General features: G+C 64.3%; 24 protein-coding genes. 8 read left to right on the forward strand and 16 right to left on the reverse strand.

The features are described from left to right. Positions 1 to 45 precede the first annotated feature (45 nt). The 4 genes from HU218_RS14450 to trxA form a co-directional block, all read right to left on the reverse strand. Positions 46 to 645 (reverse strand): CoA pyrophosphatase, encoded by a 600-nt coding sequence (locus HU218_RS14450; protein ID WP_174875645.1) that lies wholly within the window; start codon positions 643 to 645, stop codon positions 46 to 48. 6 nt (positions 646 to 651) lie between these two features. Next, on the reverse strand, positions 652 to 1,296 hold the full coding sequence (locus tag HU218_RS14455; RefSeq protein WP_174875646.1) for a trimeric intracellular cation channel family protein: 645 nt from the start codon (positions 1,294 to 1,296) through the stop codon (positions 652 to 654). A 67-nt stretch (positions 1,297 to 1,363) separates the two neighbouring features. Then, a complete protein-coding gene (rho, locus tag HU218_RS14460) occupies positions 1,364 to 2,620 on the reverse strand; it encodes a transcription termination factor Rho (RefSeq protein ID WP_174875647.1) in 1,257 nt (418 codons plus the stop codon). A gap of 207 nt (positions 2,621 to 2,827) precedes the next feature. Next, positions 2,828 to 3,157: a thioredoxin TrxA gene (trxA, locus tag HU218_RS14465; protein ID WP_174875648.1), complete on the reverse strand. Its 330-nt coding sequence runs from the start codon at positions 3,155 to 3,157 to the stop codon at positions 2,828 to 2,830. Between the two features lie 175 nt (positions 3,158 to 3,332). On the opposite strand from trxA, the gene fabI reads away from it, so the two are divergent. Then, positions 3,333 to 4,121: an enoyl-ACP reductase FabI gene (gene fabI, locus HU218_RS14470; RefSeq protein ID WP_174875649.1), complete on the forward strand. Its 789-nt coding sequence runs from the start codon at positions 3,333 to 3,335 to the stop codon at positions 4,119 to 4,121. Between the two features lie 93 nt (positions 4,122 to 4,214). Here fabI and HU218_RS14475 read toward each other — a convergent pair whose 3' ends face one another. Continuing rightward, on the reverse strand, positions 4,215 to 4,889 hold the full coding sequence (locus HU218_RS14475; RefSeq protein ID WP_174875650.1) for a thermonuclease family protein: 675 nt from the start codon (positions 4,887 to 4,889) through the stop codon (positions 4,215 to 4,217). A gap of 13 nt (positions 4,890 to 4,902) precedes the next feature. Continuing rightward, complete coding sequence (locus HU218_RS14480) at positions 4,903 to 5,700, reverse strand: AraC family transcriptional regulator (protein WP_174875651.1); 798 nt, start codon at positions 5,698 to 5,700, stop codon at positions 4,903 to 4,905. Between the two features lie 108 nt (positions 5,701 to 5,808). Between HU218_RS14480 and HU218_RS14485 the strand changes: the two genes are divergently transcribed. Continuing rightward, positions 5,809 to 6,693 (forward strand): DMT family transporter, encoded by an 885-nt coding sequence (locus HU218_RS14485; protein WP_174875679.1) that lies wholly within the window; start codon positions 5,809 to 5,811, stop codon positions 6,691 to 6,693. 271 nt (positions 6,694 to 6,964) lie between these two features. On the opposite strand, the gene HU218_RS14490 is transcribed toward HU218_RS14485, so the two are convergent. The 8 genes from HU218_RS14490 to HU218_RS14525 all read right to left on the reverse strand — a co-directional run bounded on the left by HU218_RS14490 (position 6,965) and on the right by HU218_RS14525 (position 14,951). After that, positions 6,965 to 7,900 (reverse strand): alpha/beta hydrolase, encoded by a 936-nt coding sequence (locus tag HU218_RS14490; protein WP_246211236.1) that lies wholly within the window; start codon positions 7,898 to 7,900, stop codon positions 6,965 to 6,967. Then, positions 7,893 to 9,134, reverse strand: coding sequence for an MFS transporter (locus HU218_RS14495; RefSeq protein ID WP_174875652.1), 1,242 nt, complete (start codon positions 9,132 to 9,134; stop codon positions 7,893 to 7,895). Before HU218_RS14495 ends, HU218_RS14490 begins: the two co-directional genes overlap by 8 nt. Positions 9,135 to 9,280: 146 nt before the next feature. After that, entirely contained in the window at positions 9,281 to 10,639 is a 1,359-nt protein-coding gene (locus HU218_RS14500; RefSeq protein WP_174875653.1) for an aspartate aminotransferase family protein, read from the reverse strand. Between the two features lie 33 nt (positions 10,640 to 10,672). Further along, positions 10,673 to 11,452, reverse strand: coding sequence for an ABC transporter ATP-binding protein (locus tag HU218_RS14505; protein WP_174875654.1), 780 nt, complete (start codon positions 11,450 to 11,452; stop codon positions 10,673 to 10,675). A gap of 1 nt (position 11,453) precedes the next feature. Continuing rightward, positions 11,454 to 12,167: an ABC transporter permease gene (locus HU218_RS14510; RefSeq protein ID WP_174875655.1), complete on the reverse strand. Its 714-nt coding sequence runs from the start codon at positions 12,165 to 12,167 to the stop codon at positions 11,454 to 11,456. Continuing rightward, complete coding sequence (locus HU218_RS14515; RefSeq protein ID WP_174875656.1) at positions 12,167 to 12,853, reverse strand: ABC transporter permease; 687 nt, start codon at positions 12,851 to 12,853, stop codon at positions 12,167 to 12,169. Before HU218_RS14515 ends, HU218_RS14510 begins: the two co-directional genes overlap by 1 nt. Before the next feature lie 127 nt (positions 12,854 to 12,980). Further along, positions 12,981 to 13,769 carry a transporter substrate-binding domain-containing protein gene (locus tag HU218_RS14520; RefSeq protein ID WP_174875657.1) on the reverse strand — a complete coding sequence of 263 codons (789 nt, stop codon included), beginning with the start codon at positions 13,767 to 13,769 and terminating at the stop codon, positions 12,981 to 12,983. A gap of 63 nt (positions 13,770 to 13,832) precedes the next feature. Then, the gene (locus tag HU218_RS14525; RefSeq protein ID WP_174875658.1) at positions 13,833 to 14,951 is read right to left on the reverse strand and encodes a M14 family metallopeptidase; all 1,119 of its coding nucleotides are present in this window, start codon (positions 14,949 to 14,951) and stop codon (positions 13,833 to 13,835) included. Positions 14,952 to 15,100: 149 nt separating this feature from the next. On the opposite strand from HU218_RS14525, the gene pcaF reads away from it, so the two are divergent. Further along, positions 15,101 to 16,303, forward strand: a complete 1,203-nt coding sequence (pcaF, locus tag HU218_RS14530; RefSeq protein WP_174875659.1) for a 3-oxoadipyl-CoA thiolase — start codon at positions 15,101 to 15,103, stop codon at positions 16,301 to 16,303. A gap of 60 nt (positions 16,304 to 16,363) precedes the next feature. On the opposite strand, the gene HU218_RS14535 is transcribed toward pcaF, so the two are convergent. Further along, positions 16,364 to 17,854 carry a M81 family metallopeptidase gene (locus HU218_RS14535; RefSeq protein WP_174875660.1) on the reverse strand — a complete coding sequence of 497 codons (1,491 nt, stop codon included), beginning with the start codon at positions 17,852 to 17,854 and terminating at the stop codon, positions 16,364 to 16,366. Further along, positions 17,851 to 18,693 carry an IclR family transcriptional regulator domain-containing protein gene (locus HU218_RS14540; RefSeq protein ID WP_174875661.1) on the reverse strand — a complete coding sequence of 281 codons (843 nt, stop codon included), beginning with the start codon at positions 18,691 to 18,693 and terminating at the stop codon, positions 17,851 to 17,853. Before HU218_RS14540 ends, HU218_RS14535 begins: the two co-directional genes overlap by 4 nt. 88 nt (positions 18,694 to 18,781) lie before the next feature. Between HU218_RS14540 and HU218_RS14545 the strand changes: the two genes are divergently transcribed. From HU218_RS14545 to HU218_RS14565, 5 genes are read left to right on the forward strand one after another with little or no spacing between them, the layout of a single operon-like run. After that, positions 18,782 to 20,089, forward strand: a complete 1,308-nt coding sequence (locus HU218_RS14545) for an aminotransferase class III-fold pyridoxal phosphate-dependent enzyme (protein WP_174875662.1) — start codon at positions 18,782 to 18,784, stop codon at positions 20,087 to 20,089. A gap of 24 nt (positions 20,090 to 20,113) precedes the next feature. Further along, positions 20,114 to 21,682, forward strand: a complete 1,569-nt coding sequence (locus HU218_RS14550; RefSeq protein ID WP_174875663.1) for an aldehyde dehydrogenase family protein — start codon at positions 20,114 to 20,116, stop codon at positions 21,680 to 21,682. 3 nt (positions 21,683 to 21,685) lie between these two features. Beyond that, a complete protein-coding gene (locus HU218_RS14555) occupies positions 21,686 to 22,555 on the forward strand; it encodes a CoA transferase subunit A (RefSeq protein WP_174875664.1) in 870 nt (289 codons plus the stop codon). After that, a complete protein-coding gene (locus HU218_RS14560; protein ID WP_174875665.1) occupies positions 22,552 to 23,337 on the forward strand; it encodes a CoA-transferase subunit beta in 786 nt (261 codons plus the stop codon). Before HU218_RS14555 ends, HU218_RS14560 begins: the two co-directional genes overlap by 4 nt. Before the next feature lie 38 nt (positions 23,338 to 23,375). Further along, positions 23,376 to 24,707, forward strand: coding sequence for an acetyl ornithine aminotransferase family protein (locus HU218_RS14565; RefSeq protein WP_174875666.1), 1,332 nt, complete (start codon positions 23,376 to 23,378; stop codon positions 24,705 to 24,707). Positions 24,708 to 24,832: the final 125 nt, after the last annotated feature.

A 24,832-nucleotide genomic window follows, 5' to 3' on the forward strand; every position in this document is an offset into this window, starting at 1 on the left:
CATTTTTGTGGTAAACGCTACTTACCTTACCGCCAGCGTTAAGCGCTAAAGGTTGGCCGCATGATGCCGTGCCAGCCGGCGCAACATCGCCGCCGTCGCCCCCCAGATAAAGTAGTCGCCATAGCGCAGCACGTAGTAATGACCGGCAACCCCATCGCGCACATACGGCTGCCGCTCGTACACCGCCTCATCCAGCGCCAGCACGAGCGGCAGCGAGAACACCTCGGCGACTTCGTGCGGTGATGGTCGCGGCTGGAACGGCGCAGTCAGCAGTGCCAGCACCGGCGTCACCCGATAGCCGGTCACCGTGTCGTAATGCGGCAGCGTGGCTACCACCCGCACCAGCGCTGGCGGCAGACCGACCTCCTCCTCCGCCTCGCGCAACGCGGCGACCTCCGCGCTGCCGTCCTCCGCCTCGATTCGCCCGCCGGGAAAACTGATCTGTCCGGCATGGCTGCGCAGGTGCGGCGTACGCCGGGTCAGCAGGATGTGCCAGTCATCGGCATGCCAATGCACCGCCACCAGTACGGCAGCGCTCTTGGCCGGCACCTGACGCAATCCCAGACCCTCCTCGTCGGCCACTTCCAGCCCGGCAAAACCGGCCAGCCAGCCAGCCATCTGCTCGGCATCGCGCAGCAGGTTCATCGTCGCCTAGCCTCCTTTGCGCCCGGCAATCTTGGGCAGGGTCAGTTCGCTCCAGTGCGCCAGCAGACGCAAGGCCACCCCGCCGGCAAATACCAGCTGCACGGCGACCAGATGATCCCACCCCAGCTCGGACAACACATACAGCACCGAGGCCACCAGAATGGACACCGTACCGTAGAAGTCCTTGTGCAGGATGAACGGCACCTCGTTCACCATCATGTCGCGCACGATGCCGCCCCCTACCGCGGTGACAAAGCCCAGCAGAATCACCCCGAAGGCATTTATGTGGTACTCCACCCCCAGTTTGGCACCCGCCAGGCTGAACGCCACCAGCCCGATGGAATCGGCGATGATGAACAGCCGCGTCAGCACCTCGTACTCGCGCTTGTGCAGGCGGGCCGCCAGCGCAAACAGCATGGCGCCGGCAATGATCACCAGGCTGGTATTACCCAGAAACACTTGCGGCATGCGGCCAACCAGTACATCGCGAATGATGCCGCCACCAATGGCAGTCAGCAGCGTGACAATCACCACGCCCAGCAAGTCCAGATGCTTGCGCACCCCCAGCAGATAACCGGAAATGGCAAACGCCACCGTACCGATGGCGGCATAACCGTCGAAATCCAGCAGATAGCGCCAGACAGGATCCATATTTTTCCTCGCAAAAAACAAACGCCAGACCCGCGGGCCTGGCGTCTGGAACGGTAACCGTATTCCCTTAGCGGCGCATCGAATCGAAGAACGCCAGATTGGACTTGGTTGCCCGCAGCTTGTCGAGCATGAACTCCATCGCTTCCAGATCGTCCATCGGGTACAGCAGCTTGCGCAGCACCCAGATGCGTTGCAGCTGTTCTTGCGGAATCAGCAGCTCTTCGCGGCGGGTGCCGGATCGGTTGATGTTGATGGCCGGGAAAATCCGCTTTTCCGCCATGCGGCGGTCCAGATGGATTTCCATATTACCGGTACCCTTGAATTCTTCGTAGATCACATCATCCATCCGCGAACCGGTATCGACCAGTGCGGTGGCGATGATGGTCAGCGAACCGCCTTCCTCGATATTGCGGGCAGCACCGAAGAAGCGCTTCGGACGCTGCAGCGCGTTGGCATCGACACCACCAGTCAGCACCTTGCCGGAAGCCGGAATCACGGTGTTGTAAGCGCGAGCCAGACGGGTAATCGAGTCCAGCAGGATCACCACATCCTTCTTGTGCTCCACCAGGCGCTTGGCTTTCTCGATCACCATTTCGGCAACCTGCACGTGACGGGTAGCCGGTTCGTCGAAGGTCGACGACACCACTTCACCCTTCACCGAACGCTGCATCTCGGTCACTTCTTCCGGACGCTCGTCGATCAGCAGCACGATCATTTCCACTTCAGGATGGTTGGTGGTAATGGCGTGCGCAATGTGCTTGAGCATCACGGTCTTGCCGGACTTCGGCGGTGCCACCAGCAGGCCGCGCTGGCCTTTACCGATCGGCGCAATCAGGTCGATCAGGCGGCTGGTGATGTTTTCCTCGCCGCGGATATCTCGCTCCAGACTCAGGCGCTCGGTCGGGAACAGCGGAGTCAGGTTCTCGAACAGGATCTTGTTCTTGGCCTGCTCCGGCGGACCGCCGTTGACCTTGTCCACCTTCACCAGCGCGAAGTAGCGCTCGCCCTCTTTCGGGGTGCGGATCTCGCCCTCGACGGTATCGCCGGTGTGCAGGTTGAAGCGGCGGATCTGCGACGGACTGACGTAGATGTCGTCCGGGCCGGCCAAGTACGACGAATCCGGGCTGCGCAGGAAACCGAAACCGTCCGGCAGCACTTCCAGCGTACCTTCGCCGTAGATGCTTTCGCCTTTTTTGGCCTGGTTTTTCAGAAGCGCAAAGATCAGGTCCTGCTTGCGCAAGCGACTGGCAGCGTCGATCTCGTTGGCGATGGCCATCTCTACGAGTTCGCTTACATGCGTACGCTTAAGATCAGAGAGGTGCATAGTATTTGCGGTGTCGGACGTTTGTGTCACAGTGTGCGGCGCTGACGCCGGTCGGGAAAATACGTGAAGGGATGCTGCATGTGATTCGAGCGGCCTGAGCCGCTCGTAAGGACTATCGTGAAGATAGTGGAACAGGTGGCGGCTGTCAATGCCGGCCACCTGTGAAGATGGACCGTCGCTACAGGCGACTACCCATCACGCCACAGCTTACAGCTGGGCGTTCAGGAACTCGATCAGCTGGGTCTTGGACAGCGCGCCAACTTTGGTGGCAGCCACTTCGCCATTCTTGAACAGCATCAGGGTCGGAATGCCGCGGATGCCGAATTTCGGCGGGGTGGCTTCGTTCTGGTCGATGTTCAGCTTGGCGATGGTGAGACGGCCTTGGTATTCCTTGGCCACATCGTCCAGGATCGGGGCGATCATCTTGCACGGACCGCACCACTCTGCCCAGTAATCCACCAGAACCGGACTTTCTGCTTTCAGAACGTCTTGCTCAAAAGAATCGTCGGTTACGTGCAGAATCAGCTCGCTGCTCATGGAGTAGTCCTCTCGATGGGATGTCGATTATTTATGATTGACCGATGTTAACAACTCACCCCATGAGCGGCAACCCTGATTCCGGCACGACTATTGCCGGCAACATAGAGAAACGAGACTGTCTGACAATTGCTGGTTATAATGCCGCGCTAAATCGGATTGAAAAGGATTCAATATGGGTTTCCTGCAAGGCAAAAAGATTCTGATCACCGGGATGATTTCCAATCGTTCCATTGCCTACGGTATTGCTCAAGCCTGTCATCGCGAGGGCGCTGAACTGGCGTTCACCTATGTTGTTGACAAGCTGGAAGACCGCGTGCGCGAGATGGCTGCCGACTTCGGCAGCAGCCAGGTATTCCGCTGCGACGTACAGAATGACGAAGAAATCAACCAGCTGTTCGTCGACCTGGGCAAGTCCTGGGACGGCCTGGATGGTCTGGTGCACGCCATTGCGTTCGCCCCGCGCGAATCGCTGGAAGGCGACTTCCTGGACGCCCTGTCGCGTGAAGCATTCCAGACTGCACATGACGTTTCCGCCTACAGCTTCCCGGCGCTGGCAAAAGCTGCCCGCCCGATGATGCAAGGCCGTAACGGCGCCCTGCTGACCCTGTCCTACCTGGGCGCGGTACGTGCCATCCCGAACTACAACGTGATGGGCCTGGCCAAGGCCAGCCTGGAAGCCTCGGTACGCTTCATGGCAGCCAGCCTGGGCAAGGACGGCATCCGCGTAAACGGCATTTCCGCCGGTCCGATCAAGACCCTGGCCGCTGCCGGCATCTCCGGTTTCGGCAAACTGCTGAGCATGGCTGCCGGTCAGTCCTGCCTGCGCCGCAACGTTACCACCGAGGAAGTTGGCAACACTGCCGCCTTCCTGCTGTCGGATCTGTCGTCCGGCATCACCGGCGAGATCACCTACGTTGACGCCGGCTTCAGCATCAACTCGCTGAACGTACCGGACGCATAATTGCAGCATCAGATCGCGGCTGGCAGCCTTGCCAAGCCGCACTGAAAAGCCCGCCATCACGGCGGGCTTTTTCATGCGCCAACAGCACCGGTCCTAATGACACAATGCCTCGCATGGCACGCCATCCTTGTTGGCATCCAGCCGTGCGACACCGCAAACCTGCAGGTGATAGCGCGCCTCGTCACAGCTTTGCATCTGGCTACAGCGCTGCTTGCTACCGCAAACCCAGTTGGCGCCGTCCGATGCATCTTGCGGCCGAGACTCCGCCGGGGCCTTGGCAGGCGACTGCGGCGTGCGACCAACCCGTACCCCGCGCCGCCACTCCCACGGCGGCACCGGCGCTGCCTCTTGCCACAGCCCGGCCAGATTGCTGCGTGCCTCGCGCTCGGCAGCATAATAAGCCGCCTCGCGTGCATACTGGCGATACACCCACGCCCAGCCCGCGCGCACCTGCTGCAAGTTGATATCGGCACCATCCAGCAGCACCTTGGCCACCAGCCGGCCATACTTGTCCTGCTCCTGCCGCTGCAGGGTGACATCGCGGCCAAACACCCGGGCCGCCAGCGCGTACTTGGCACGTTGGCCGTATGACTGGCTTTTCTCCGGTGCATCGATCTGCCCCAGCCGTACGGTGATCTCGCGCCAGTTACTCAGGCATTTGAGGGTATCGCCATCCAGTACCGCCACCACGCGGCAGTTGGTGGTTGCCGGCGCCGCCAGCACCGGCTGGTAAATCAGCGCCAGAAGCAGCACCATCCAGTATCGCATTGTCGGTTTCCTGTCAGTCGGGGCTATCCGCCAACAACTGGCGGCGGTAGCGCTCCGGCGTAATCCCGGTCTGTTTGACGAACATGGCAATGAAGGCAGAAGGCGTGGCATAGCCCAGATCCGCAGCGATGTCACTGACCGACCTGCCCTGCTTCAGCCCCACCAGCGACTGCAGCAGCCGCAAACGGCTGCGCCATTGCACAAAGCTCATGCCCAGTTGTTGCCGGAAGCGCCGTGCCAGTGTGCGCTCGGTGCTATGCACCTGCTGCGCCCAGGCCGCCAGCGTGGTGTCGTCACCCGGCTGCGTGCGCATCGCCAGCAGAATGGGACGCAGCAGGCGGTCATCGCTGTCCGGCAGATAATCTTCCACACTGCCGGCTTCACGCAGGCGTTGCAGCAACAGCTGCGCCTGGCAGACATCCCATTCCTCTTGCAGGCTGGTAATACCGCGCTGGCAGAAGTCGTCCAGCAGCGCGCGGATCAGCGGCGTCTGCGCGATCAGGCAGGGCCGGGATGGCAAAGTTGCCGCCTGCTCGTCCGACACATACACCGACACATAGTCCAGCGACTGGCGGATGTGCGCCGCATGCGGCAAGCCCGGCGGAATCCACACCAGATACTCGGCCGGTGCGGCCAACGTGCGTTGCGGCAGCTGCAGCTCCAGCAGACCGAGGCTGATGCGGTTGAGCTGGCCCCACGGGTGGCGATGCCAGTCGAACTCGGTATCGGCCTGATATTTTTCGTGACGGAAGGACAGCGGTGCCGGCGCCGGCAGGGACAGATCCACAGCGCTGAATGGCAGTTCGGTCATGGCAGACTTTCGTTTGTCGCAAGTACAGCATCGATTTGTCTTATTTGCATTATATGCCACTAATCAGACAGCCTTACACTGTCGGCAGTGCATCTACCGGAGGCCATGATGGCTACCCTGTTTCCCCTGCTGGCGGTATTGATCTGGTCAGCCAATACCGTGGCATCCAAGGCCGCTGCCACCGTATTCGACCCCGCCGCCATCTCGCTGTACCGCTGGCTGCTGGCGTTCGTGGTGCTGACGCCGCTGTTCGCCCGCCCGCTGTGGCAAAAACGTGCCCTGCTGCGCCGCCACCTGCCACAGCTGGCAGTGCTGTCGCTGCTGGGCATGGTGGCATCGCAAAGTCTGGCCTACTACGCCGCCCATCTCACCAGCGCCACCAATATGGGCGTGATCACCGCGCTGATTCCGCTATCCGGCCTGCTGCTGGGCGCGTTGTTCTTCCGCCAGCCCATCAGTGCCCAGGCCGCCGCCGGCGTGGCACTGTCGCTGAGCGGGGTGTGCTACCTGATGGGCGCCGGCAACCCGCTGTTCATGCTGCAACAGGGTGTCAACATCGGCGATGCCATGGTGCTGCTGGGCGGCTTTGCCTACGCGCTGTACAGCATTCTGTACAAGCGCTGGTCGCCGCCGCTGGGGCAATGGCTGAACCTGTATGCCCAGGTCATGCTGGCGGTATTGATGCTTCTGCCGCTGGCCGCCGGCGCCAAAAGCCTGGCCATTCCGTTGGCGGGCATTCCGGTACTGCTGGTGGCGGGGATCGGCTCTTCCATCGTCGCCGCCTATCTGTGGATGCTCAGCATCCAGCGCATCGGCAGCGAGCGCACCGCCATCTTCATGAACCTGTTGCCGCTGTTTACCGCGCTGCTGGCCAGCGCGCTGCTGGGCGAAACCATCCACGCCTATCACTGGATCGGTGGCGGTCTGATTCTGGCCGGCGTCAGCCTGAGTCAACGCAAGCCGCTGGCGGCACGTGCGCCACAGGCGGCCTGAAGCAGGCATGGAAAACGGCCCTTGCACCACGCGCTGTGGTGCAAGGGCCGTTTTCATTTTATGGGCGTGGACTCAGCCCGGATAATCCGTCTCACCGGCATCGGTAATCACGATCATCACGCCGGCCAGCAGGGCCAGCAGGCAAAACAGGATGGCGACTGGCATCACCGTCTCTCCTTGTTCTTGTTTACTGCTGCTTTATCGCCAGCAGCGGACAGAACTTGAGCCGGCCCCGTCTTTGAGACAGGTCGCCAGCGGACACTGCGGCCAACTAGCGGCCGACAAACGCCGCGATGCGCCGGTAGCTGGCGGCGCAAACCTCCGGCACCAGAGCTTCCAGCAACAGGAAGGCATGAATCTGCGCCGGCTCGCAGTGATACTCCACCGCTACCCCGGCAGCGGCCAGCTTTTGCGCATAAGCGGCCCCCTCATCCAGCAGCGGATCGAAGCCGGCGGTGATCAGCAAGGTCGGCGGATGGTTGGCCGCCACCTCGCCCAGCAGCGGCGAGGCCGCCACGCGGTCGCCGCCACGCCGGAAGTAATGCGCGAAGTACCAGCCGATGCGCTCGCGCTCCAGCAGATAGCCCTTGCCGTTACGCTGCAGCGACGGCTGCGCCAGGGTGTAATCGACACTGGGATAAATCAGCACCAGCCGCTCGCAGGCCAGTGCCGGATCATGCTGCCCGCGCTGCGCCAGCGTCGCCGCCAGCGCGGCACCGCCGGAATCGCCGGCCAGCGTGCGCTCGCGGCGATAGCGCACCGCGGCGCCATCCAGCGTCTGCCACAACTGGCGCAACACCTGCGCCACATCCTCCAGTGCCGCCGGATACGGGTTCTCCGGCGCCAGCCGGTATTCCACCGCCACCACGATGTGGCCGCTGCTGGCGGCCAACCTGCGGCACAGCGGATCGTAGCTGCTGACGCTGCCGGCCATGTGGCCGCCACCGTGACAGAACACGATGACCGGCCGCGCCTCGTCCGGCGCCGGATGATAGATGCGCAGCGGCACCGGACTATCGCCGCCCTCCACCAGCGCCTCGTTCACCCACGGCAGCGCCGGCCCCGCCGGCAGCATGGCGGCAATCAACCCGGCCAGCGCCTCGCGCACACCGATCGGCGTCGCCACCCAGCCGGCAGCCAGACGCTCGGCCTGCGCCGCATTCACTTTTTGCAGCCAGGCCGCTACCGCGGGATCGAGTTCAGCCATGTCTGGGTTCCTGCATATGATCGCGCTGCGCCAGCGACGGGAACCAGCGCATCCACAGCATCACCACCAGCAGCGTGCCGGCACCGCCGGCCACTACCGCCGGCACGGTGCCGAGCAGGGTCGCGGTCACGCCGGACTCGAACTCGCCCAGCTGGTTGGAGGCGCCGATGAACAGCGAGTTGACCGCATTGACGCGGCCGCGCATCTCGTCCGGCGTTTCCAGCTGCACAAACGTGCCGCGAATCACCACGCTGATGATGTCGGAAGCGCCCAGCACCACCAGCGCCAGCAACGACAGGCCGAAGTGGCTGGACAGGCCGAAGCCGATCGTCGCCAGCCCGAACACCGCCACCGCGGCAAACATGGTGCGGCCAACCTTGCGCTCCACCGGGTTACGCAACAACCAAGCCGACATCGCCAGCGCGCCCACCGCCGGCGCCGCCCGCAGCAAGCCCAATCCCCACGGGCCGGTGTGCAGGATGTCGGCAGCAAACACCGGCAGCAAGGCGGTGGCTCCGCCTAGCAGCACGGCAAACAGATCCAGCGAGATGGCACCGAAAATATCCGGCCGGCTGCGAATGAAACGCACCCCGGCCAGCAGCGAGTCCAGCGTCACACGGCGGCCATCGCTGACATGGCGCGGCAGTTTCAGCCCCAGCACCATCACCACGCCGGTGACGAACATCAGCGCATCCAGCCCGTAGGTAAACGGTGCGCCGATGGCAAACAGCAGACCGCCCAGCGCCGGCGCCACGATAGTGGCCACCTCGTTGGCCGAGGCCGAGGCCGCCACCGCCGACGGCAGCAATGCCGGCGGCACGATATTGGGCAGCAGCGACTGCATGGTCGGCATATCGAAAGCGCGGCAGGTGCCGATCAGCACCGACAGCACAAAGATCAGCTCGCGCGTCACCGCCAGGCCGATACCGGCGCTGCCCAGCAGCAGCAGCAATGCGGCCAACGCCTGCACCGCCATGCTGCAGGCCACGATGATGTGGCGCGGGTAACGGTCGGCCACGGTGCCGGTGACCAGCACCAGCAGGATACGCGGCAGAAACTGCAGCAGGCCCACCAAGCCCAGGTCCAGCGTGCTGCCGGTCAGGCTGTAAACCTGCCAGCCGATGGCCACGCCCATGATCTGGAAACCGCCGGTCAGCAGCAGGCGTGCCAGCCAGAAACGCCAGAACGGTTTGCAGTGACGCAGGGAAGAAGGGGAATCGCTATGGAAATTCATGAAATGTAATGCACATGGACAGGCGGGGCGAACAGCCTACTCTCCCTTGCTGCGCTGCGCCATAGTTGGCCGCAGCACACTCTGTTCAGCCACAAAAAACCCCGCCGCACAAACACTGTGGGGCGGGGTGCCAAAACACGGCGCGGCTAGGCGTGGGCCAGCCAGTCAGCCGTTTCGGCAAGCGCCCTTGCCAAGACATCGACGATGAAATCGATATGCTCGCGCGTCACGATCAGCGGCGGGCAGAGAATGATGTTGTCGCCGCCATTGCGCACGATCATGCCGTGCGCCTGACAGCGGCTATTGAAATAGCTGCCGGCCTTGCCCGGCGGTGAAAACGGCTGCTTGGCGGCCTTGTCCGCCACCAGCTCGATGGCCGCGATCAGCCCCTCGCCGCGAATTTCCCCCACCAGCGGATGATCAGCAAAGCGCTGCAGCTGGCTGTGCAGGTAATCACCCAGTTGCGCCGCCTGCGCCACCAGATTGCGCTCCTCGATGATGTTGATATTCTCCAGCGCCACCGCCGCCGCCACCGGATGACCACCGGCAGTAAGGCCGTGGCCGAGAGTGCCGATCTCGCCACTGTAGTCGCGGATCACGCGGTACACCTTGTCGTTCAGCAGCAGCGCCGAGATCGGCATGTACGAGGACGACAGTTGCTTGGATAACGACATCATGTCCGGGCGGATGCCGTACGTCTGGCAACCGAACATCTGGCCGGTACGACCGAAACCGCAGATCACCTCGTCCGCGACCAGCAGGATGTCGTAGCGCTGGCACAGCGCCTGCACCCCCTGCCAGTAACCGCGCGGTGGCGGGATGATGCCGCCGGAACCCATCAGCGGCTCGCCGAAGAAGGCGGCGATGGTGTCAGCACCCTCGTGCAGAATCTGCTGCTCCAGTTCCTGCAGCAGGCGGGTGCTGAACTCGTCCTCGCTCTCGCCCTCGCGACCGTAACGGTAAAAGTGCGGGCAGGCGGCATGCAGGATGCCGGCCAGCGGCAGATCGAAACCGCGGTGGTTGTACGGCAAGCCGGTCAGGCTGCCGGAGGCAACGGTCACCCCGTGATAGGCCCCCAGCCTGGCGATAATCTTTTTCTTCTGCGGCAGCCCGCGTGCGTTGTGGTAGTACCAGATCAGCTTGATCGCGGTGTCGTTGGCCTCGGAGCCGGAATTGGCAAAAAACACCTTGCTCATCGGTACCGGCGCGATGTCGATCAGCTTCTGCGCCAGCGCCGCCACCGGCCCGTGGGTCTTGTGGGTAAACACATGGTAGTAGGGCAAACGGTTCAGCTGTTCGGTGGCAGCAGCCACCAGTCGCGGCTCGCTGAAGCCCAGCGCCACGCTGAACAGGCCGGACATGGCCTCCAGGTAGCGCCTGCCGGCCTGGTCATACACATACACGCCCTCCCCGCGCTCGATCACCATCGGCCCGATGTCCTCGTGGCGGGCGGCATTGGTATAGCCGTGCAAATGGCAGGCGATATCGTTGGCAACTACTGACATGCTTTCTCCCGATAAAAACGGTGCGGTGGCGCCTTATTTCAGGCTGCCGGCCAGAAACTGCTGCAAGCGTTCGCTGCGTGGCTGGCGCAGCACGATGGCCGGATCACCCTCTTCTTCTATCCGTCCCTGGTGCAGAAAGATCACGTGGTTGGACACCTCGCGGGCAAACGCCATCTCGTGGGTAACCACCACCATGGTGCGCCCCTCCTCGGCCAGCGCCTGCATCACGCGCAGCACCTCGCCCACCAGCTCCGGGTCCAGCGCCGAGGTCGGCTCATCAAACAGCATCACCTCCGGCTCCATCGCCAGCGCGCGGGCAATCGCCACCCGCTGCTGCTGGCCGCCGGACAGATGGGCCGGATATTTGTCCTCCACGCCGGCGAGGCCAACCTTGTCCAGATACTTGCGTGCCCGCGCCACAGCCTCCTCGTGCGTCACCTTCAACACCCGCAGCGGCGCTTCGATGATGTTCTCCAGCACCGTCATGTGCGCCCACAGGTTGAAATGCTGGAACACCATCGCCAGCCGCGTGCGCATGCCCTGCAGCTGTTTCTCGCTGACCGGCCGCAGCATGCCGTCGCGGGCGCTAAACAGCTGCAGCTCTTCGTCATTGACGTAGATGCTGCCCTCGTGCGGCCGCTCCAGCATGTTGATGCAGCGCAGAAAGGTACTCTTGCCGGAGCCACTGGAGCCGATGATGCTGATCACATCGCCGGCGCGGGCTCGCATCGACACGCCTTTCAGCACCTCGTGGTTGCCAAAGCGCTTGTGCAGCCCGTTCACCATCAACTTGCTTGCTTCTTGGGTATCCATATCAGGCTCCACGCGGGCGCAGATGGGCCAGCCACTTGCGTTCCGCCAGTTTGAACAGTCCGAGGACGATAAAGGTCAGCAGCAGATACATCAGGCCGGTAAAGACGAATGCTTCGAACGGCGCGTAAAAGCGGGCATACACGGTACGGCCGGCACCGGTCAGGTCGTTGAGCGTCACCGCGCTGGCAATGGCCGAGCCTTGCAACATCAGGATCACTTCGTTGCTGTACGACTGCATCATGCGGCGGAAGGCACCGGGCAGGATGATGCGGCGCATGCGCAGGCTCCAGCTCATGCCCATGGCCTTGGCCGCTTCAATCTCACCCACCGGCGAATTGCGGATCGCACCGGCAATGATCTCGGCGGTGTAGGCGGCGGTGTTCAGCGAAAACGCCAGACAGGCGCAGAAATACGGCTCGCGGAACAGCAGCCAGAAACGGTTTTCCGCATCCCACTGCGCCTGCAGCCATTTGAACTGGCCAAAGCCGTAATACACCATCAGCAACTGCACCAGCATCGGCGTGCTGCGGAAGAAATAGGTATAGGCACCGACCATGCGCCCCAGCCACGGGTACTCCATGGCACGGATCACCCCTAGCGGCAGCGCCAGCAGCATGCCGCAGGCCAGCGCGATGGCCACCAGCTGCAAAGTAGTGCCCAGCCCGCGCAGGTACAGGGGAAAGGTCGTGACGATGATATTGACGTCGAATTCCATCACAGCTCTCCTTTCACCACGCCGGCGTTGTAGCGCACATCCACGCGGCGCAGCACCACGCCCGAACAGGCGGTCAGCAGCATGTAGAGCACGCAGACAATCAGATAGAACAGGAACGGTTGCCGGGTGGAGCGGCCGGCCTGGTCGGCAAGCCAGGTCATGTCGGTAAGGCCGATCATGGACACGATGGCGGTACTCTTGAGCAATACCAGCCAGTTATTGCCCAGCCCCGGCAGCGCAAAGCGCAGCATTTGCGGCACCAGAATGCGGCTGAATACCTGCCACGAGCTCAGGCCGAAGGCGGCGCCGGCCTCGAGTTGGCCGCGCGGCACCGCCATGAAGGCGCCGCGGAAAGTCTCGCCGAAATAGGCGCCGAAAATGAAACCGATGGTGACGATGCCGGCCCAGAACGGGTTGAATTCGATCGGTTCCAGATCGTAGCGGTAAGCCACGTCATTGATCAGCATCTGGCCGCCGAAGAACACCAGCAGCATCAGCACGATATCCGGAATACCGCGGATCACGGTGGTGTAGCCCGCCGCCAGCCAGCGCAGCGCGGCAACCGGCGCCAGCCGGGCCGATGCCGTCAGCAGGCCGAAAACAATGGCGCACAACAGGGAAAGCAGGGACAGCTGCAGCGTCAGCCACGCCCCTTCCAGGATCGAGCCCAGGTAGTCATACCACATGCACGGGTTCCTTCTGCAGGGAGAATCTTGCCGCTCGGGACAAGCGGAGCGCCACCGTACCGGAGGGACGGCGGCGCCGTTTGCAGCAGGCGGGGACAGCGCCGGATGACGGCGCCCCCGCTACGCATTACGAACCCGACTTCGGCCAGATGTCGTAGGCGAAGTATTTCTTGCGGATCTTGTCGTAGGTGCCGTTCTTGTGCAGGGCATCGACGGCATCGTCCAGACGCTTGCGCAGATCGCCGTCTTCCTTGCGCACGGCAATGGCGGCGCCTTCACCGAACCACTTCGGGTCCAGCAGCGGCTTACCGGCCATCACGTAGCCCGCGCCATCCTTCGAAGCCAGGAAGGTGTCGTTTTCTACCGAACCGAACAACACCGCGTCCAGACGACCGGCTACCAGATCCATGTACACCTGGTCCAGCGACTGGTAGGCAGTCACCTCGGCACCGGCCTTCTGGTAAAACTCGTTCACATAGTTCTGGTGGATGGTGGCTGACTGTACGCCAATACGCTTGCCCTTCATCGCTGCCGGGCTATCCACATTCAGGTTGGAGCCTTTCTTGATCACGAAGAACGCCGGGGTGTTGTAGTACGGGCGGGTAAAGGCGATTTTCTGTTTGCGCTCCGCGGTGGAAGCCATGGAAGAAATGATGGTGTCGAAGCGACGCGACATCAGCGCCGGAATCATGCCGTCCCAGTCCTGGATCACGAAGGTGCACTTGGCCTTCAGGTAGCTACAGATGGCATCGGCCATGTCCTTGTCGAAGCCGACCACCTTCTTGTCCGGCGTCAGTTCATTGAAGGGAGGATAAGCCGCCTCGATACCGACCCGGATCAAGGTCCAGTCCTTGGCCTGAGCCATGCCACTTACCAGCGTTGCGCCCAGCAGGGCGATTCCCAGCAGTTTCTTCACATCCTTCTCCTTTGTTTGGTCTTGCCGTATCGGCCACCACCGCTCGGGCGGCGGCTTCTTTTATTAGGCGCTGAGCAGATGGCCGCTGCGCCGGATCTGTTTGCCGCTGACAAAAGCGATGCTTTCGCCGCGACGGGTAAAACGCTTGTCGGAACGCGCATACAGCAGGCCACGCTGGCTGGCGCGTACGGTCTGCCGCTCGCCGCTGACCGGATTGATGATGTCGGCCACCGCGTCGCCGGCTTCCAGCCAGCTTCCCGGCGCGACATGGAATGACAGCAGGCCGGCGACCGGCGCCTGCAGATCCTCGCTACCGGCCAGCGGGCAGGCTTCGGCACGCGGGTGCGGGCCGGTCAGACCGCGCTGGCTGAATACGCCGTACTCCGCCAGCCAGTCCATCAGGCCGGCGGCATCGTGCGCCGCCACGACATCGCCGACATCGCACTGTCCGCGCAGCTCCACCGTGGTGGCAAAGCAGCCGCTGCCCAGTGGCAATTCGGCACCAAAGTGCGTGCGCAGCCGGTCCCAGGTAGTGCTGCAAGCTTCGTCGAAGGCATTGCCGCCGCTGACCTCGGCCAGCAGCAGCACGCTGGCTCCCAGGTGCCGCGCCAGCGCTTGTGCCTCAAGCTCGCCGGATGGAGTGGAATACAGATGCAGCACCGCCTCCAGATCGCAGTGCAGATCCAGCACCGCATCGGCATCGCAGGCCAGTTGCAGCAACACGCGGCGCAGCGAGGCCAGCTCGGTCTGCGGCTGCAGCTCCTGCAGCAATGCCTGCATGTTCTGGCGCACCAGCGCACAGTTGGCCGCAGCATCGCTGCCCAACCGGCCAGTCAGCGCGGTCACCAGCTGCGGATACAGATCCGGGTAATGGCGGTTGAAGTTCTCGCCGCTGTGCAGCTCGAAACGGCCGATGCCCTCGCCGTAAAGCGCCTGCGCCAGCCCCGTCGGGTTGGCGCACGGCACCACCACCACCTCCCCCGTCAGCCGGCCTGCGTCTTCCGCCTGCTGCAGCAGCGGCAGCAGATGCCACAACACCAGCTGCCCCGGATGTTCGTCGGCATGCAGACCGGCCTGCAGATACACCTTGCGACCGCTGCCGGGCTGGCCGAAGTGGTGGCTGATCACACAGCGCTCGGTACCGGGCACATCGGAAATCAGGGGATGCCGTTTTGTCTGCATGGGTATGTTCCGCAATTTTGTCTATACAGTTAGTTCGCTTTACGAACGGAAGTTCGTGTGACAAAAATATCTACCCATAGAATCGCTTTGTCAAATGCTAATACCCGATTCTTCTAAGCCGAAAACTGCAAGAAAGTGAGAAAAACCACATGGATGCGTACATCGTTGACGGCGTTCGGACGCCATTTGCCCGCTTTGCCGGCAGTTTGTGCGATGTAAGAACAGATGATCTGGCCGCCAGCATCATTGCTTCGCTGCTGGCGCGCCAGCCGCAGCTGGACAGCGGCCATATCGACGAAGTCTTCATGGGCTGCGCCAACCAGGCCGGCGAAGACAACCGTAATGTGGCGCGCATGGCGGCACTACTGGCTGGATTGCCGGTTTCCATTCCCGGCGTCACGGTGAACCGGCTGTGCGCCTCGGGACTGGAGGCGGTGATCCAGGCGGCAAGGGGCATCCACGCTGGCGATATGCAGTTGGCAATTGCCGGCGGCGTGGAAAGCATGAGCCGTTCGCCCTACGTGATGGCCAAGCCGGACAGCGCCTTCGCCCGCAACTGTGGCCTGGAAGACACAACCATCGGCTGGCGGCTGATCAACCCGCGCATGCGCAAGCTGTATGGCGTGGAAAGCAACCCGGAAACCGCGGAAAACCTGGCGCGCGAGCTGAACATCAGCCGCGAGGATCAGGATGCCTATGCCTGGCGCAGCCAGCAACGCACCGCCGAAGCGCTGGCCAGTGGCTACTTTGCCGACGAGATTGTCGCGGTTACGCGACAGGGCAAGCGTGGCGAACAGCTTGCCAGCAGCCACGACGAACACCCGCGACCGGAAGCCACACTGGAGGGGTTGGCCGCACTGAAGCCCATCGTCCACCCTGCCGGCACGGTCACCGCCGGCAACGCCTCCGGCATCAATGACGGCAGCTGCGCGCTACTGCTGGCCAGCGCGCAGGCACTGCAACAGCACGGCCTGCAGCCACTGGCTCGCGTCATCGGTGCCGCCTCTGCCGGGGTGGAACCACGGGTGATGGGGATCGGGCCGGTACCGGCCATCCGCCAGCTGCTGCAACGCTTCCGGCTGACCATGCAGGACATCGACCTGCTGGAAATCAACGAAGCATTTGCCGCGCAGGTACTGGCCTGCACCCGCGAACTGGGACTGCCGGACGACAGCCGCAAGGTCAATCCGAACGGCGGAGCCATCGCGCTGGGACACCCGCTGGGCGCCAGCGGTGCACGGCTGGTACTGAGCGCGGCGCGCGAGCTGCAGCGCCGCCAGGGACGCTACACCATCGTCAGCCTGTGCGTCGGCGTCGGCCAGGGGCTGGCGCTGCTAATGGAACGCTGCTGAGCGCACAGCAGTCTGCGGCCAACCTGGCAACAAGGTTGGCCGCAGTGGCTTGGCTGCCAGCTAGGCGCGCGCGGCGCTGGCGTGGCGGTACGGCAGCAGCGTCAGATCCAGTGCCGCCGGCCCCGGGCTGTCGGTATCGATGATGCGCGCCAGCCGCGCGGCAAAGGCGGCGCGGAAGTGGTTTTTCGCCTTCACGCACCACAACCCCACCGTGTCCAGATCGATGCCGTGCATGCGGCACCACGCCGGGTCGTTGGGCGAGCGGCAGGTTTCGGTGACTACCACACGGATGCGGCCGCTGCGCAGCACCACACTGCGCCCCCAGTCGCAGGCCAGCCCGCGCTCCATCGGCCCCTCGTTGACAAAGCGGCCATCGCATAGCCGCTCCACCGTGCCGCGAAACGGTACCGGCGCACCGTAAGCGCTGCTGACACGGCCGCCCAGCTGCACTTGCAGCGTCGCGCCCGCGCCCAACTCGCAGGCCAGCCGCACCACGGCCGGATCGTGAATGAAACAGAACACCGTCTCGCACGCCGGCGGTGCGGCCAACAGCGCCGCCAGCAGCGCCGGCGTATCGCCGATGCCGCCGGACATCGGGTTGTCGGCCGGTTCCAGCACCGCCACACAGCCGCCATGCTGCGCGCGCCACGCCAGCGCCTCGGCGATGCCCTGCTGCGGGTCCAGCAGGCGCACGCGAAAGCGCGCGGCCCGCTGGCGAATGTGCGCCGCCAGTTCGTCCGCCAACCGCCGCGCCTGCAGCGGATCGCCAGCCACACACACGCTGGCGCTGGCACCGCAGTGCGGGGTATCCGCATAGGCAAAACCGCCGAACGGCGTGGCATCCAGCACCCCCGGCAGTTGCCGCAGCTCCGCCGCCAGTTGCTCCAGCTCGGCCATTGGCCCGCTGGCGGTGGTCATGGCATGACTGGGCAGCAGCACCCCGGCCGGCACGATGGCGCTGCACGGCTTGTGACCGTCGCGGATCGCCTGCTGCAGCAACGAGATCGCCTGCCAGCCGGTGTCGTACATATCGATATGCGGGTAAGTCTTGTAGCCGACCACGATGTCGGCAAGGCCGGCAATCTCCGGCGCCAGATTGGCGTGCATGTCGAAGCTGGCCGCCAGCGGCAGCGTGTCGCCGATCAACGCTCGCACCGCGGCCAACAGTGTGTACTCCGGCGCCAGCTCGCCGTCGCACACCATGGCGCCGTGCAGCGAAAAATACACGCCATCGATCCGCTCGCGCGCCAGCAGCTCACGCAGCGGTTGCAGCAGGCTGAGCTGCAGCTGCTGCCAGTCGTCGGCAGCGATACTGCCGCCGGGCGCCGCCGCGGCGCACTGCAGCCAGTGAATACGGCAATCCGGCTGCTGGCGGGCAAACGCTTCCACCGCACCCATTTCTGTGGCGGTATCACGATAAAAAGCCGGTGCCTCGGCACCGGCTACCCATTCGCGGGCGCGGAAATCGTCCAGTCCGGTGGGCACCGGGCAGAAGCTGTTGCCCTCGAACCAGCAGCGCAGTACTGCGATGCGGCTGCCGGCGGCACTCATTCCGCGCTCCGCGGCTGCGGCCCCAGCGCGGTAACCGGCTGCAGACGGTGACCCAGCGCCTGCGACAGCGATGTCACCGCCTGGCGCAGCGGCGGCAGCAGCCGACGCACCATATCCTCCGGCGAGGTGGTGGCGCGCGAGGCGCTGATATTCACCGCCGCCACGATCTGGCCGGCGCTGTTGCGTACCGGCACCGCCAGCGAGCACAAGCCGGTTTCCAGCTCTTCGTCGATCAGCGCATAGCCCTGGCTGCGGTCGGCGGCAATGCGTGCGGCCAACATGCCCGGATCGGTAATGGTTTTTACCGTCAGCGCCGGAAACGGCCCCTGCGCCAGGTAACTGTCCAGTTGCGCCTGGGTGTAGCCGCCCAGCAACACCCGCCCCATCGAGGTAGCGTAGGCGGGCAGCCGCGTGCCCACCCCCAGCGAGATGGTGATGATCTTGCGGGTCGGCACCCGGGCGATATAGACGATGTCGTTGCCATCCAGCACCGACATCGAGCAGCTCTCCCCCACCTCCGCCGCCACCTGGTTGAGCACCGGTTGCGCCAGCTCCGGCACGCCCAGCGCCGACAGGTAGGCATAACCCAGCTCCAGCACCCGCGGCAGCAGGAAGAACTGGCGGCCGTCCTGACCGACATAACCCAGATGCACCAGCGTCAGCAGGATGCGGCGCGCGGCGGCGCGCGACAGGCCGCTGACCTCGGCCACTTCCGACAGCGTCATGGCACGCGATTCGGCACCGAAAGCCTTGATTACCGCCAGCCCGCGGGCAAACGACTGCACGTACTCATCCGACTGCGGCGATTTTTTTTCCGGCTCGACATTTGACAAAGACATCGGGGAGTCCTCAGAATCAATTCACTTTTTGAACAAATGTTCTTTCTGCGAACAATATTACCATAACATCATCAAGCGGGAGCAACTAATGCGGCCTGAGCGCGAGACAGTCTTACACAGCTGGTGCAAACAAACCGAGTGGCAGGCACCGACCATTGTCGGCGGCGCAGGTGCCCACTTCTGGGACGAAGCCGGCAACCGCTGGCTGGACATGTCCAGTCTGGCCGAATCCAACCACCTCGGACACCAGCATCCGAAAGTGGTTGCTGCCATCCGCGAACAGGCCGAGAAACTGTGCTTTGTCACCAGCAGCTGGGGCGCACAGCCGCGCGCCGAACTGGCCGAACAGCTGCTGGACAAGAGCGGTTTTGCCGGTGGCCGGGTGTTCTTTACCCTCGGCGGCGCCGATGCCAACGAAAACGCCATCAAGTTCGCGCGCTGGGCCTCCGGCAAAGCCAATGGCCAGGTGATTACCCGCCATCGCTCCTACCACGGCGCCTCGCCGGCCACCATCAGCCTGTCCGGCGACAGCCGCGCCTGGGCGCAACCGGCGATGCCCGGCGTGATCCACGCACTGCCGCCCTACTGCTACCGCTGCCCGTTCGGCCAGCAATATCCATCCTGTAACACCCGCTGCGCCGACCATGTCGCCGACCTGTTCGCCTGGGAACACCCGTCACGGGTGGCAGCGGTGCTGATGGAGGCCCATGCCGGCACCAATGGCATCGTGGCGCCACCAGACTACTGGCCAAGGTTGGCCGCGCATTGCCGCCAGCACGGCGTGTACCTGATTGCCGACGAAGTGATGGCCGGCTTTGGCCGCACCGGCAAGTGGTTTGCCTGGCAGCACCACGGCGAGGCCGGCCGCCCGGACATGATGACGCTGGCCAAGGGGCTGACCGGCGCCCACCTGCCACTGGGCGCGGTGGTGCTGTCGGCGGAGATCGCCGGGCAACTGGAAAACCAGCAGCTGTACACCGGCCTGACCTACTGCGGCCACCCGCTGTCCTGCGCCGCCGGCGTGGCGGCGCTACGCGCCTATCAGGAAGAAGGGCTGATCGAGCGCTCGGCGCGGCTGGGCGCGCAAATGCACGCCAGCCTGCGCGAGCTGGCGCGGCGCCACCCGGTAATAGGCGACGTACGCGGCGAAGGGCTGTTCGCCATCGTCGAGCTGGTGGCCGAGCGCGAGCGCCGCACACCACTGGCGGCCTGGCCGGACACCCCGGCCGCGCTGAAGCAGCTGGTGAAGGACGCCCGCGAGCAGGGCGTGTCCTTCGCCGTGCGCGGCAACCTGATTGTGCTGGCGCCACCGCTGGTAATCGCCGAGCAGGACCTCGCCGATGCGCTGGGCCTGCTCGACCGCCTGCTGGCACGCCATTTTCCGCAACCGGCTTGATCCGACTGTCCAAGGAGACACGGCATGAGCAGCTTCCGCCTGACCTATTCCACCATGTTCAACCCGCCGGACGAGCTGCACCAGGCCTTCGAGGCGGCACTGGCGCGCGCCCAGGCACAGCTTGGCCAACGCCACGGCCTGTTCATCGACGGCGAGGAGGTGTTCTGCCAGGCGCAGTTCGCCAGCCGCAGCCCGATCGACAGCGAGCAGGTGCTGGGCCACTTCCAGCTGGCCGGTAGCGAGGAAGTGGATGCCGCCATGCAGGCGGCACAAGCCGCCTACCCCGGCTGGCGGCGCACCCCGTGGCCGCAGCGGGTGGCATTGCTGCGCAAGGTGGCGGATCTGGTGGAGCAACGGGTGTACGACATCGCCGCAGTAGTGGCACTGGAAGTCGGTAAGAACCGCATGGAAGCGCTGGGCGAAGTGCAGGAAGTCGCCGATTTCTTCCGCTGCTATGCCGACGATTTCGAGCGCAACAATGGTTTCGACCACACCTTGCCGGATGACCCGGTAGCCGGCTACCGCAGCCACAATCGCTCCGTCCTCAAGCCCTACGGTGTGTGGGGCGTGGTGGCGCCGTTCAACTTCCCGTTCGCGCTGACCGGCGGACCGGTGGCCGCCGCGCTGGTCACCGGCAATACCGTGGTGATGAAGGCGCCCAGCGACACGCCGTATGCGGTACGGCTGCTGAGCGACTGCCTGCGCGATGCCGGCCTGCCGCGCGGCGTGTTCAACTTCATTACCGGCAGCGGTAGCGTGGCCGGCAAGGCACTGATCGAGCATCCGCTGCTTGCCGGCATCACCTTTACCGGCTCTTACCACACCGGCATGGCCATCTACCGCCACTTTGCCGCCGGCGCCTATCCGCGCCCGGCGGTGCTGGAGATGGGCGGCAAGAATGCCGCCATCGTCACCCGCCACGCCGACCTGGACCGCGCCGCGCTGGGCATCATGCGCTCCGCCTTCGGCCTCTCCGGGCAGAAGTGCTCTGCGCTGTCGCGGGTGTATGTGGAAGAGAGCGTGGCCGACACGCTGATCGACAAACTGCTGAGCCATATTTGCCAGCTCAAGGTCGGCAACCCGCTGCAAGCCGGCGTCTACATGGGGCCGGTGGCCACCCCGGCGGCTGCGGCCAACTACGAGCTGTACTGCGCCCAGCTGCATGCCAGCGCCAAGGTACTGTGCGGCGGCCAGCGGCTGCTCGATGGAGAGATGGAAAACGGACTGTTCTGCGCGCCGACGCTGGCGGAGGCGCCAGTCGACCACCCGCTGTTCAGCCAGGAAATGTTCCTGCCGATCCTGATGCTGGCCCGCGTGGCGGACAAGGAAGCGGCGCTGGCCGAGGCCAACCGCGTGGAGCTGGGACTGACTGCCGGCATGTACGGCAGCGAGGAAGAAGTGGCCTGGTTCCTCGACAACATCGAAGCCGGCGTCACCTACAGCAACCGCCCGCAGGGTGCCACCACCGGTGCCTGGCCAGGCTACCAGCCGTTTGGCGGCTGGAAAGGCTCCGGCAGCACCGGCAAGGCCATCGCCTCGTTCTACTACCTGCCGCTGTACATGCGCGAGCAATCGCAAACCGTCGTGGAGTAAAGCATGAGCCAATCCCTTTTCATGCCGCTGGCCGAGGCGGTACGCCACTTCGTGCATGACGGCGACAGCGTGGCGCTGGAAGGCTTCACCCACCTGATTCCGTTTGCCGCCGGCCACGAGATCATCCGCCAGGAAAAGCGCCACCTGACGCTGATCCGCATGACGCCGGACATTATTTACGACCAGATGATAGGCATGGGCTGCGCCGACAAACTGGTGTTCTCCTGGGGCGGCAATCCTGGCGTCGGTTCGATCCACCGTTTTCGCGATGCCTACGAGCACAGCTGGCCCCGGCCGCTGGCGATCGAGGAATACAGCCACGCCGCCATGGCCGCCATGTACCAGGCCGGTGCCTCCCGGCTGCCGTTTGCCACCCTGCGCGGCTTCATCGGCAACGACCTGCCGCAGTACAACCACAACATCCGTCAGGTGGAATGCCCGTTCAGCGGCGAAAGGTTGGCCGCAGTGCCGGCGCTGAACCCGGACGTAACCATCCTGCATGCGCAGCGTGCCGACCGCCACGGCAATGTGTGGATCAAGGGCATCGTCGGCGCCCAGAAGGAAGCCGCGCTGGCCGCCAAGCGGGTGATCGTCACCGTGGAAGAACAGGTGGACGAGCTGGAGGCACCGCTGAACGCGGTAATCCTGCCGCACTGGACGCTAGCCGCCGTGTGCGTGGTGCCGCGCGGCGCACACCCTTCCTACGCCCACGGCCACTACAGCCGCGACAACGCCTTCTGCATTGCCTGGGATGCCATCTCGCGCGAGCGCGACAGCTTCCTGGCCTGGATGGATCGCCACGTGATGCAGGTGCGCGATTTTGCCGAAACCCTGCAGCTGATCACCGCGGCACAACGCACGGAGCTGGCATGAACATTACCTGGACTGCAGATGAAATGATGACCGTGGCCGCCGCGCGGCGCCTCGGCAACGGCATTGCCTGTTTTGTCGGCATCGGCCTGCCGTCGGCTGCGGCCAACCTGGCACGGCTGACGCACGCGCCGGAGGTGGTGCTGATCTACGAATCCGGCACCCTGGGCACCCGACCGGACGTGCTACCGCTGTCGATCGGCGATGACGAGCTGGCGGAAAAGGCCGACAGCATCGTGTCGATGCCGGAGATCTTCCGCTACTACCTGCAGGCTGGCCGCATCGACGTCGGCTTTCTCGGCGCGGCGCAGGTGGACCGCTACGGCAATCTCAACAGCACCTTCATCGGTGGTGACTACGAACACCCCGCCACCCGCCTGCCCGGTGCCGGCGGCGCGCCGGAAATCGCCGCCAGCGCCGGCGAAGTGCTGATCGTGCTCAAGCAGGGCAAGCGCAGCTTTGTCGAGCAGCTGGATTTCATGAGTTCCGCCGGCTACTTCAGCGGCGGCGACAGCCGGGAGAAATCCGGCGCCACCGGCCGCGGCCCCAGTGCGGTGATTACCGATCTGGGCATCCTGACGCCGGACCCGGTCAGCCGCGAGCTGACGCTGACATCGCTGCATCCCGGCATCAGCGTGGAGCAGGTCATCGCCGCCACCGGCTGGCCGCTGCAGGTGGCCGCGCAGCTCGACACCACACCGCCGCCGACCGCACACGAGCTGAGCGTACTGCGCGATCTGCACGCCCGGACCAGAGCGGCGCACAGCCAGTCGAAACTGGCCTGAATCCGCGCATCACTCATAACAACACCGAGGAGAAACCCATGCAAAACCCGCACATCCGTACCGAACTGCCCGGCCCGCGCGCCCGCGCCCTGCTGGAACGCGACCAGCCGGTAGTGTCACCGTCCTACCCGCGTGACTACCCGTTCGTGATGGACCACGGCCGCGGCGCCGAAGTCTGGGACGTGGACGGCAACCGCTTTATCGACTTCACCTCCGGCATTGCCGTCACCAGCACCGGCCATGCCCACCCCAGGGTGGTGGCCGCCATCAAGGACGCCGCCGACAAATTTCTGCATTGCTCGTCCGACTTCTGGCACGAAGGCCAGGTGCAGCTGGCGGAAACCATCAACCGCCTGTCGCCAATGGGCGAGCCGGCGATGAGCTTCTTTACCAACTCCGGCACCGAAGCGGTAGAAGGCGCGCTGAAGCTGGCGCGCTACGTCACCGGCCGCAGCCGCTTCATCGGCTTCATCGGCGGCTTTCACGGCCGCACCATGGGCTCGCTGGCCTTTACCGCCAGCAAGTACACCCAGCAGCAGGGCTTCTTCCCCGCCATGCCGGGCGTCACCCACATCCCCTACCCCAACAATTACCGCCCGCTGCTGGCCGGCGACGACCAGGGCAAGGCGGTGCTGAATTACCTGGAAAACGTGCTGTTCCAGAGCAATGTGCCGCCCAGCGAAGTGGCCGGCATCCTGATCGAACCGCTGCAGGGCGAAGGCGGCTACCTCACCCCGCCGCCGGGCTTCCTCCAAGGCCTGCGCGCGCTGTGCGACAAGTACGGCATCCTGCTGATTGCCGACGAAGTGCAGACCGGGGTTGGCCGCACCGGCAAAATGTTCGCGGTGGAACACGAGGGTGTCCATCCGGACATCATGACCCTGGCCAAGGGCCTGGGCTCCGGCATGCCCATCGGCTTGGTGGTGGCGAAAAAGCGGCTGATGGAACAGTGGAAGCGTGGCGCGCACGGCAACACCTACGGCGGCAACCCGGTGTGTTGTGCCGCGGCCAACGCCACGCTGCAGCTGGTGGAAGAGGAACTGCTGGAGAACACCAACCAGGTCGGCAAGCACCTGATCGAAGCCATGCAGGGACTGGCCGCCAAGTACCCGATGATCGGCGAAGTGCGCGGCAAGGGGCTGTGGATCGGCATCGAGTTCGTAAAGGAGCGCAGCAGCAAGGCGCCGGCGCGCGAGTTCGTCGACAAGCTGTTGCACACCGCCTTCCACAATGGCCTGCTGCTGCTCAGCTGCGGCGTCTCCACCCTGCGGCTGATGCCGCCTTTGATGATCAGCCGCGAACTGGCCGACGAGGCGGTGGCAATTCTGGATCAATCGATCGCCGAAACCCTGCAGCAGCTGGGCAGCTAACGCGCCCGGCGCTGCCAGGCCATCCCCCGCCGGCGCGGGGGATTTTTCTTGCCTGCGGCCAACCTTGCCGCCGGCTGTCCCTCCGGCGGCTTGCAATGCCGGCCGGCCGGCATATCATGCTTCCT

Origin of the sequence: Vogesella oryzae (genome assembly GCF_902829295.1) — a bacterium.
Lineage (GTDB): Bacteria > Pseudomonadota > Gammaproteobacteria > Burkholderiales > Chromobacteriaceae > Vogesella > Vogesella oryzae.

Excerpts from the sequence above, each read along its gene's own strand:
- HU218_RS14555 (WP_174875664.1), top strand. The coding sequence starts at position 21,686 with ATGAGCCAATCCCTTTTCATGCCGCTGGCCGAGGCGGTACGCCACTTC.
- HU218_RS14550 (WP_174875663.1), top strand. The coding sequence starts at position 20,114 with ATGAGCAGCTTCCGCCTGACCTATTCCACCATGTTCAACCCGCCGGAC.
- HU218_RS14545 (WP_174875662.1), top strand. The coding sequence starts at position 18,782 with ATGCGGCCTGAGCGCGAGACAGTCTTACACAGCTGGTGCAAACAAACC.
- HU218_RS14560 (WP_174875665.1), top strand. The coding sequence starts at position 22,552 with ATGAACATTACCTGGACTGCAGATGAAATGATGACCGTGGCCGCCGCG.
- HU218_RS14510 (WP_174875655.1), bottom strand. The coding sequence starts at position 12,167 with ATGGAATTCGACGTCAATATCATCGTCACGACCTTTCCCCTGTACCTG.
- HU218_RS14475 (WP_174875650.1), bottom strand. The coding sequence starts at position 4,889 with ATGCGATACTGGATGGTGCTGCTTCTGGCGCTGATTTACCAGCCGGTG.
- HU218_RS14485 (WP_174875679.1), top strand. The coding sequence starts at position 5,809 with ATGGCTACCCTGTTTCCCCTGCTGGCGGTATTGATCTGGTCAGCCAAT.
- HU218_RS14535 (WP_174875660.1), bottom strand. The coding sequence starts at position 17,854 with ATGAGTGCCGCCGGCAGCCGCATCGCAGTACTGCGCTGCTGGTTCGAG.
- HU218_RS14455 (WP_174875646.1), bottom strand. The coding sequence starts at position 1,296 with ATGGATCCTGTCTGGCGCTATCTGCTGGATTTCGACGGTTATGCCGCC.
- HU218_RS14515 (WP_174875656.1), bottom strand. The coding sequence starts at position 12,853 with ATGTGGTATGACTACCTGGGCTCGATCCTGGAAGGGGCGTGGCTGACG.
- HU218_RS14505 (WP_174875654.1), bottom strand. The coding sequence starts at position 11,452 with ATGGATACCCAAGAAGCAAGCAAGTTGATGGTGAACGGGCTGCACAAG.
- HU218_RS14525 (WP_174875658.1), bottom strand. The coding sequence starts at position 14,951 with ATGCAGACAAAACGGCATCCCCTGATTTCCGATGTGCCCGGTACCGAG.
- HU218_RS14540 (WP_174875661.1), bottom strand. The coding sequence starts at position 18,693 with ATGTCTTTGTCAAATGTCGAGCCGGAAAAAAAATCGCCGCAGTCGGAT.
- pcaF (WP_174875659.1), top strand. The coding sequence starts at position 15,101 with ATGGATGCGTACATCGTTGACGGCGTTCGGACGCCATTTGCCCGCTTT.
- HU218_RS14565 (WP_174875666.1), top strand. The coding sequence starts at position 23,376 with ATGCAAAACCCGCACATCCGTACCGAACTGCCCGGCCCGCGCGCCCGC.
- trxA (WP_174875648.1), bottom strand. The coding sequence starts at position 3,157 with ATGAGCAGCGAGCTGATTCTGCACGTAACCGACGATTCTTTTGAGCAA.
- HU218_RS14490 (WP_246211236.1), bottom strand. The coding sequence starts at position 7,900 with ATGGCTGAACTCGATCCCGCGGTAGCGGCCTGGCTGCAAAAAGTGAAT.
- HU218_RS14480 (WP_174875651.1), bottom strand. The coding sequence starts at position 5,700 with ATGACCGAACTGCCATTCAGCGCTGTGGATCTGTCCCTGCCGGCGCCG.
- rho (WP_174875647.1), bottom strand. The coding sequence starts at position 2,620 with ATGCACCTCTCTGATCTTAAGCGTACGCATGTAAGCGAACTCGTAGAG.
- HU218_RS14500 (WP_174875653.1), bottom strand. The coding sequence starts at position 10,639 with ATGTCAGTAGTTGCCAACGATATCGCCTGCCATTTGCACGGCTATACC.
- HU218_RS14495 (WP_174875652.1), bottom strand. The coding sequence starts at position 9,134 with ATGAATTTCCATAGCGATTCCCCTTCTTCCCTGCGTCACTGCAAACCG.
- fabI (WP_174875649.1), top strand. The coding sequence starts at position 3,333 with ATGGGTTTCCTGCAAGGCAAAAAGATTCTGATCACCGGGATGATTTCC.
- HU218_RS14450 (WP_174875645.1), bottom strand. The coding sequence starts at position 645 with ATGAACCTGCTGCGCGATGCCGAGCAGATGGCTGGCTGGCTGGCCGGT.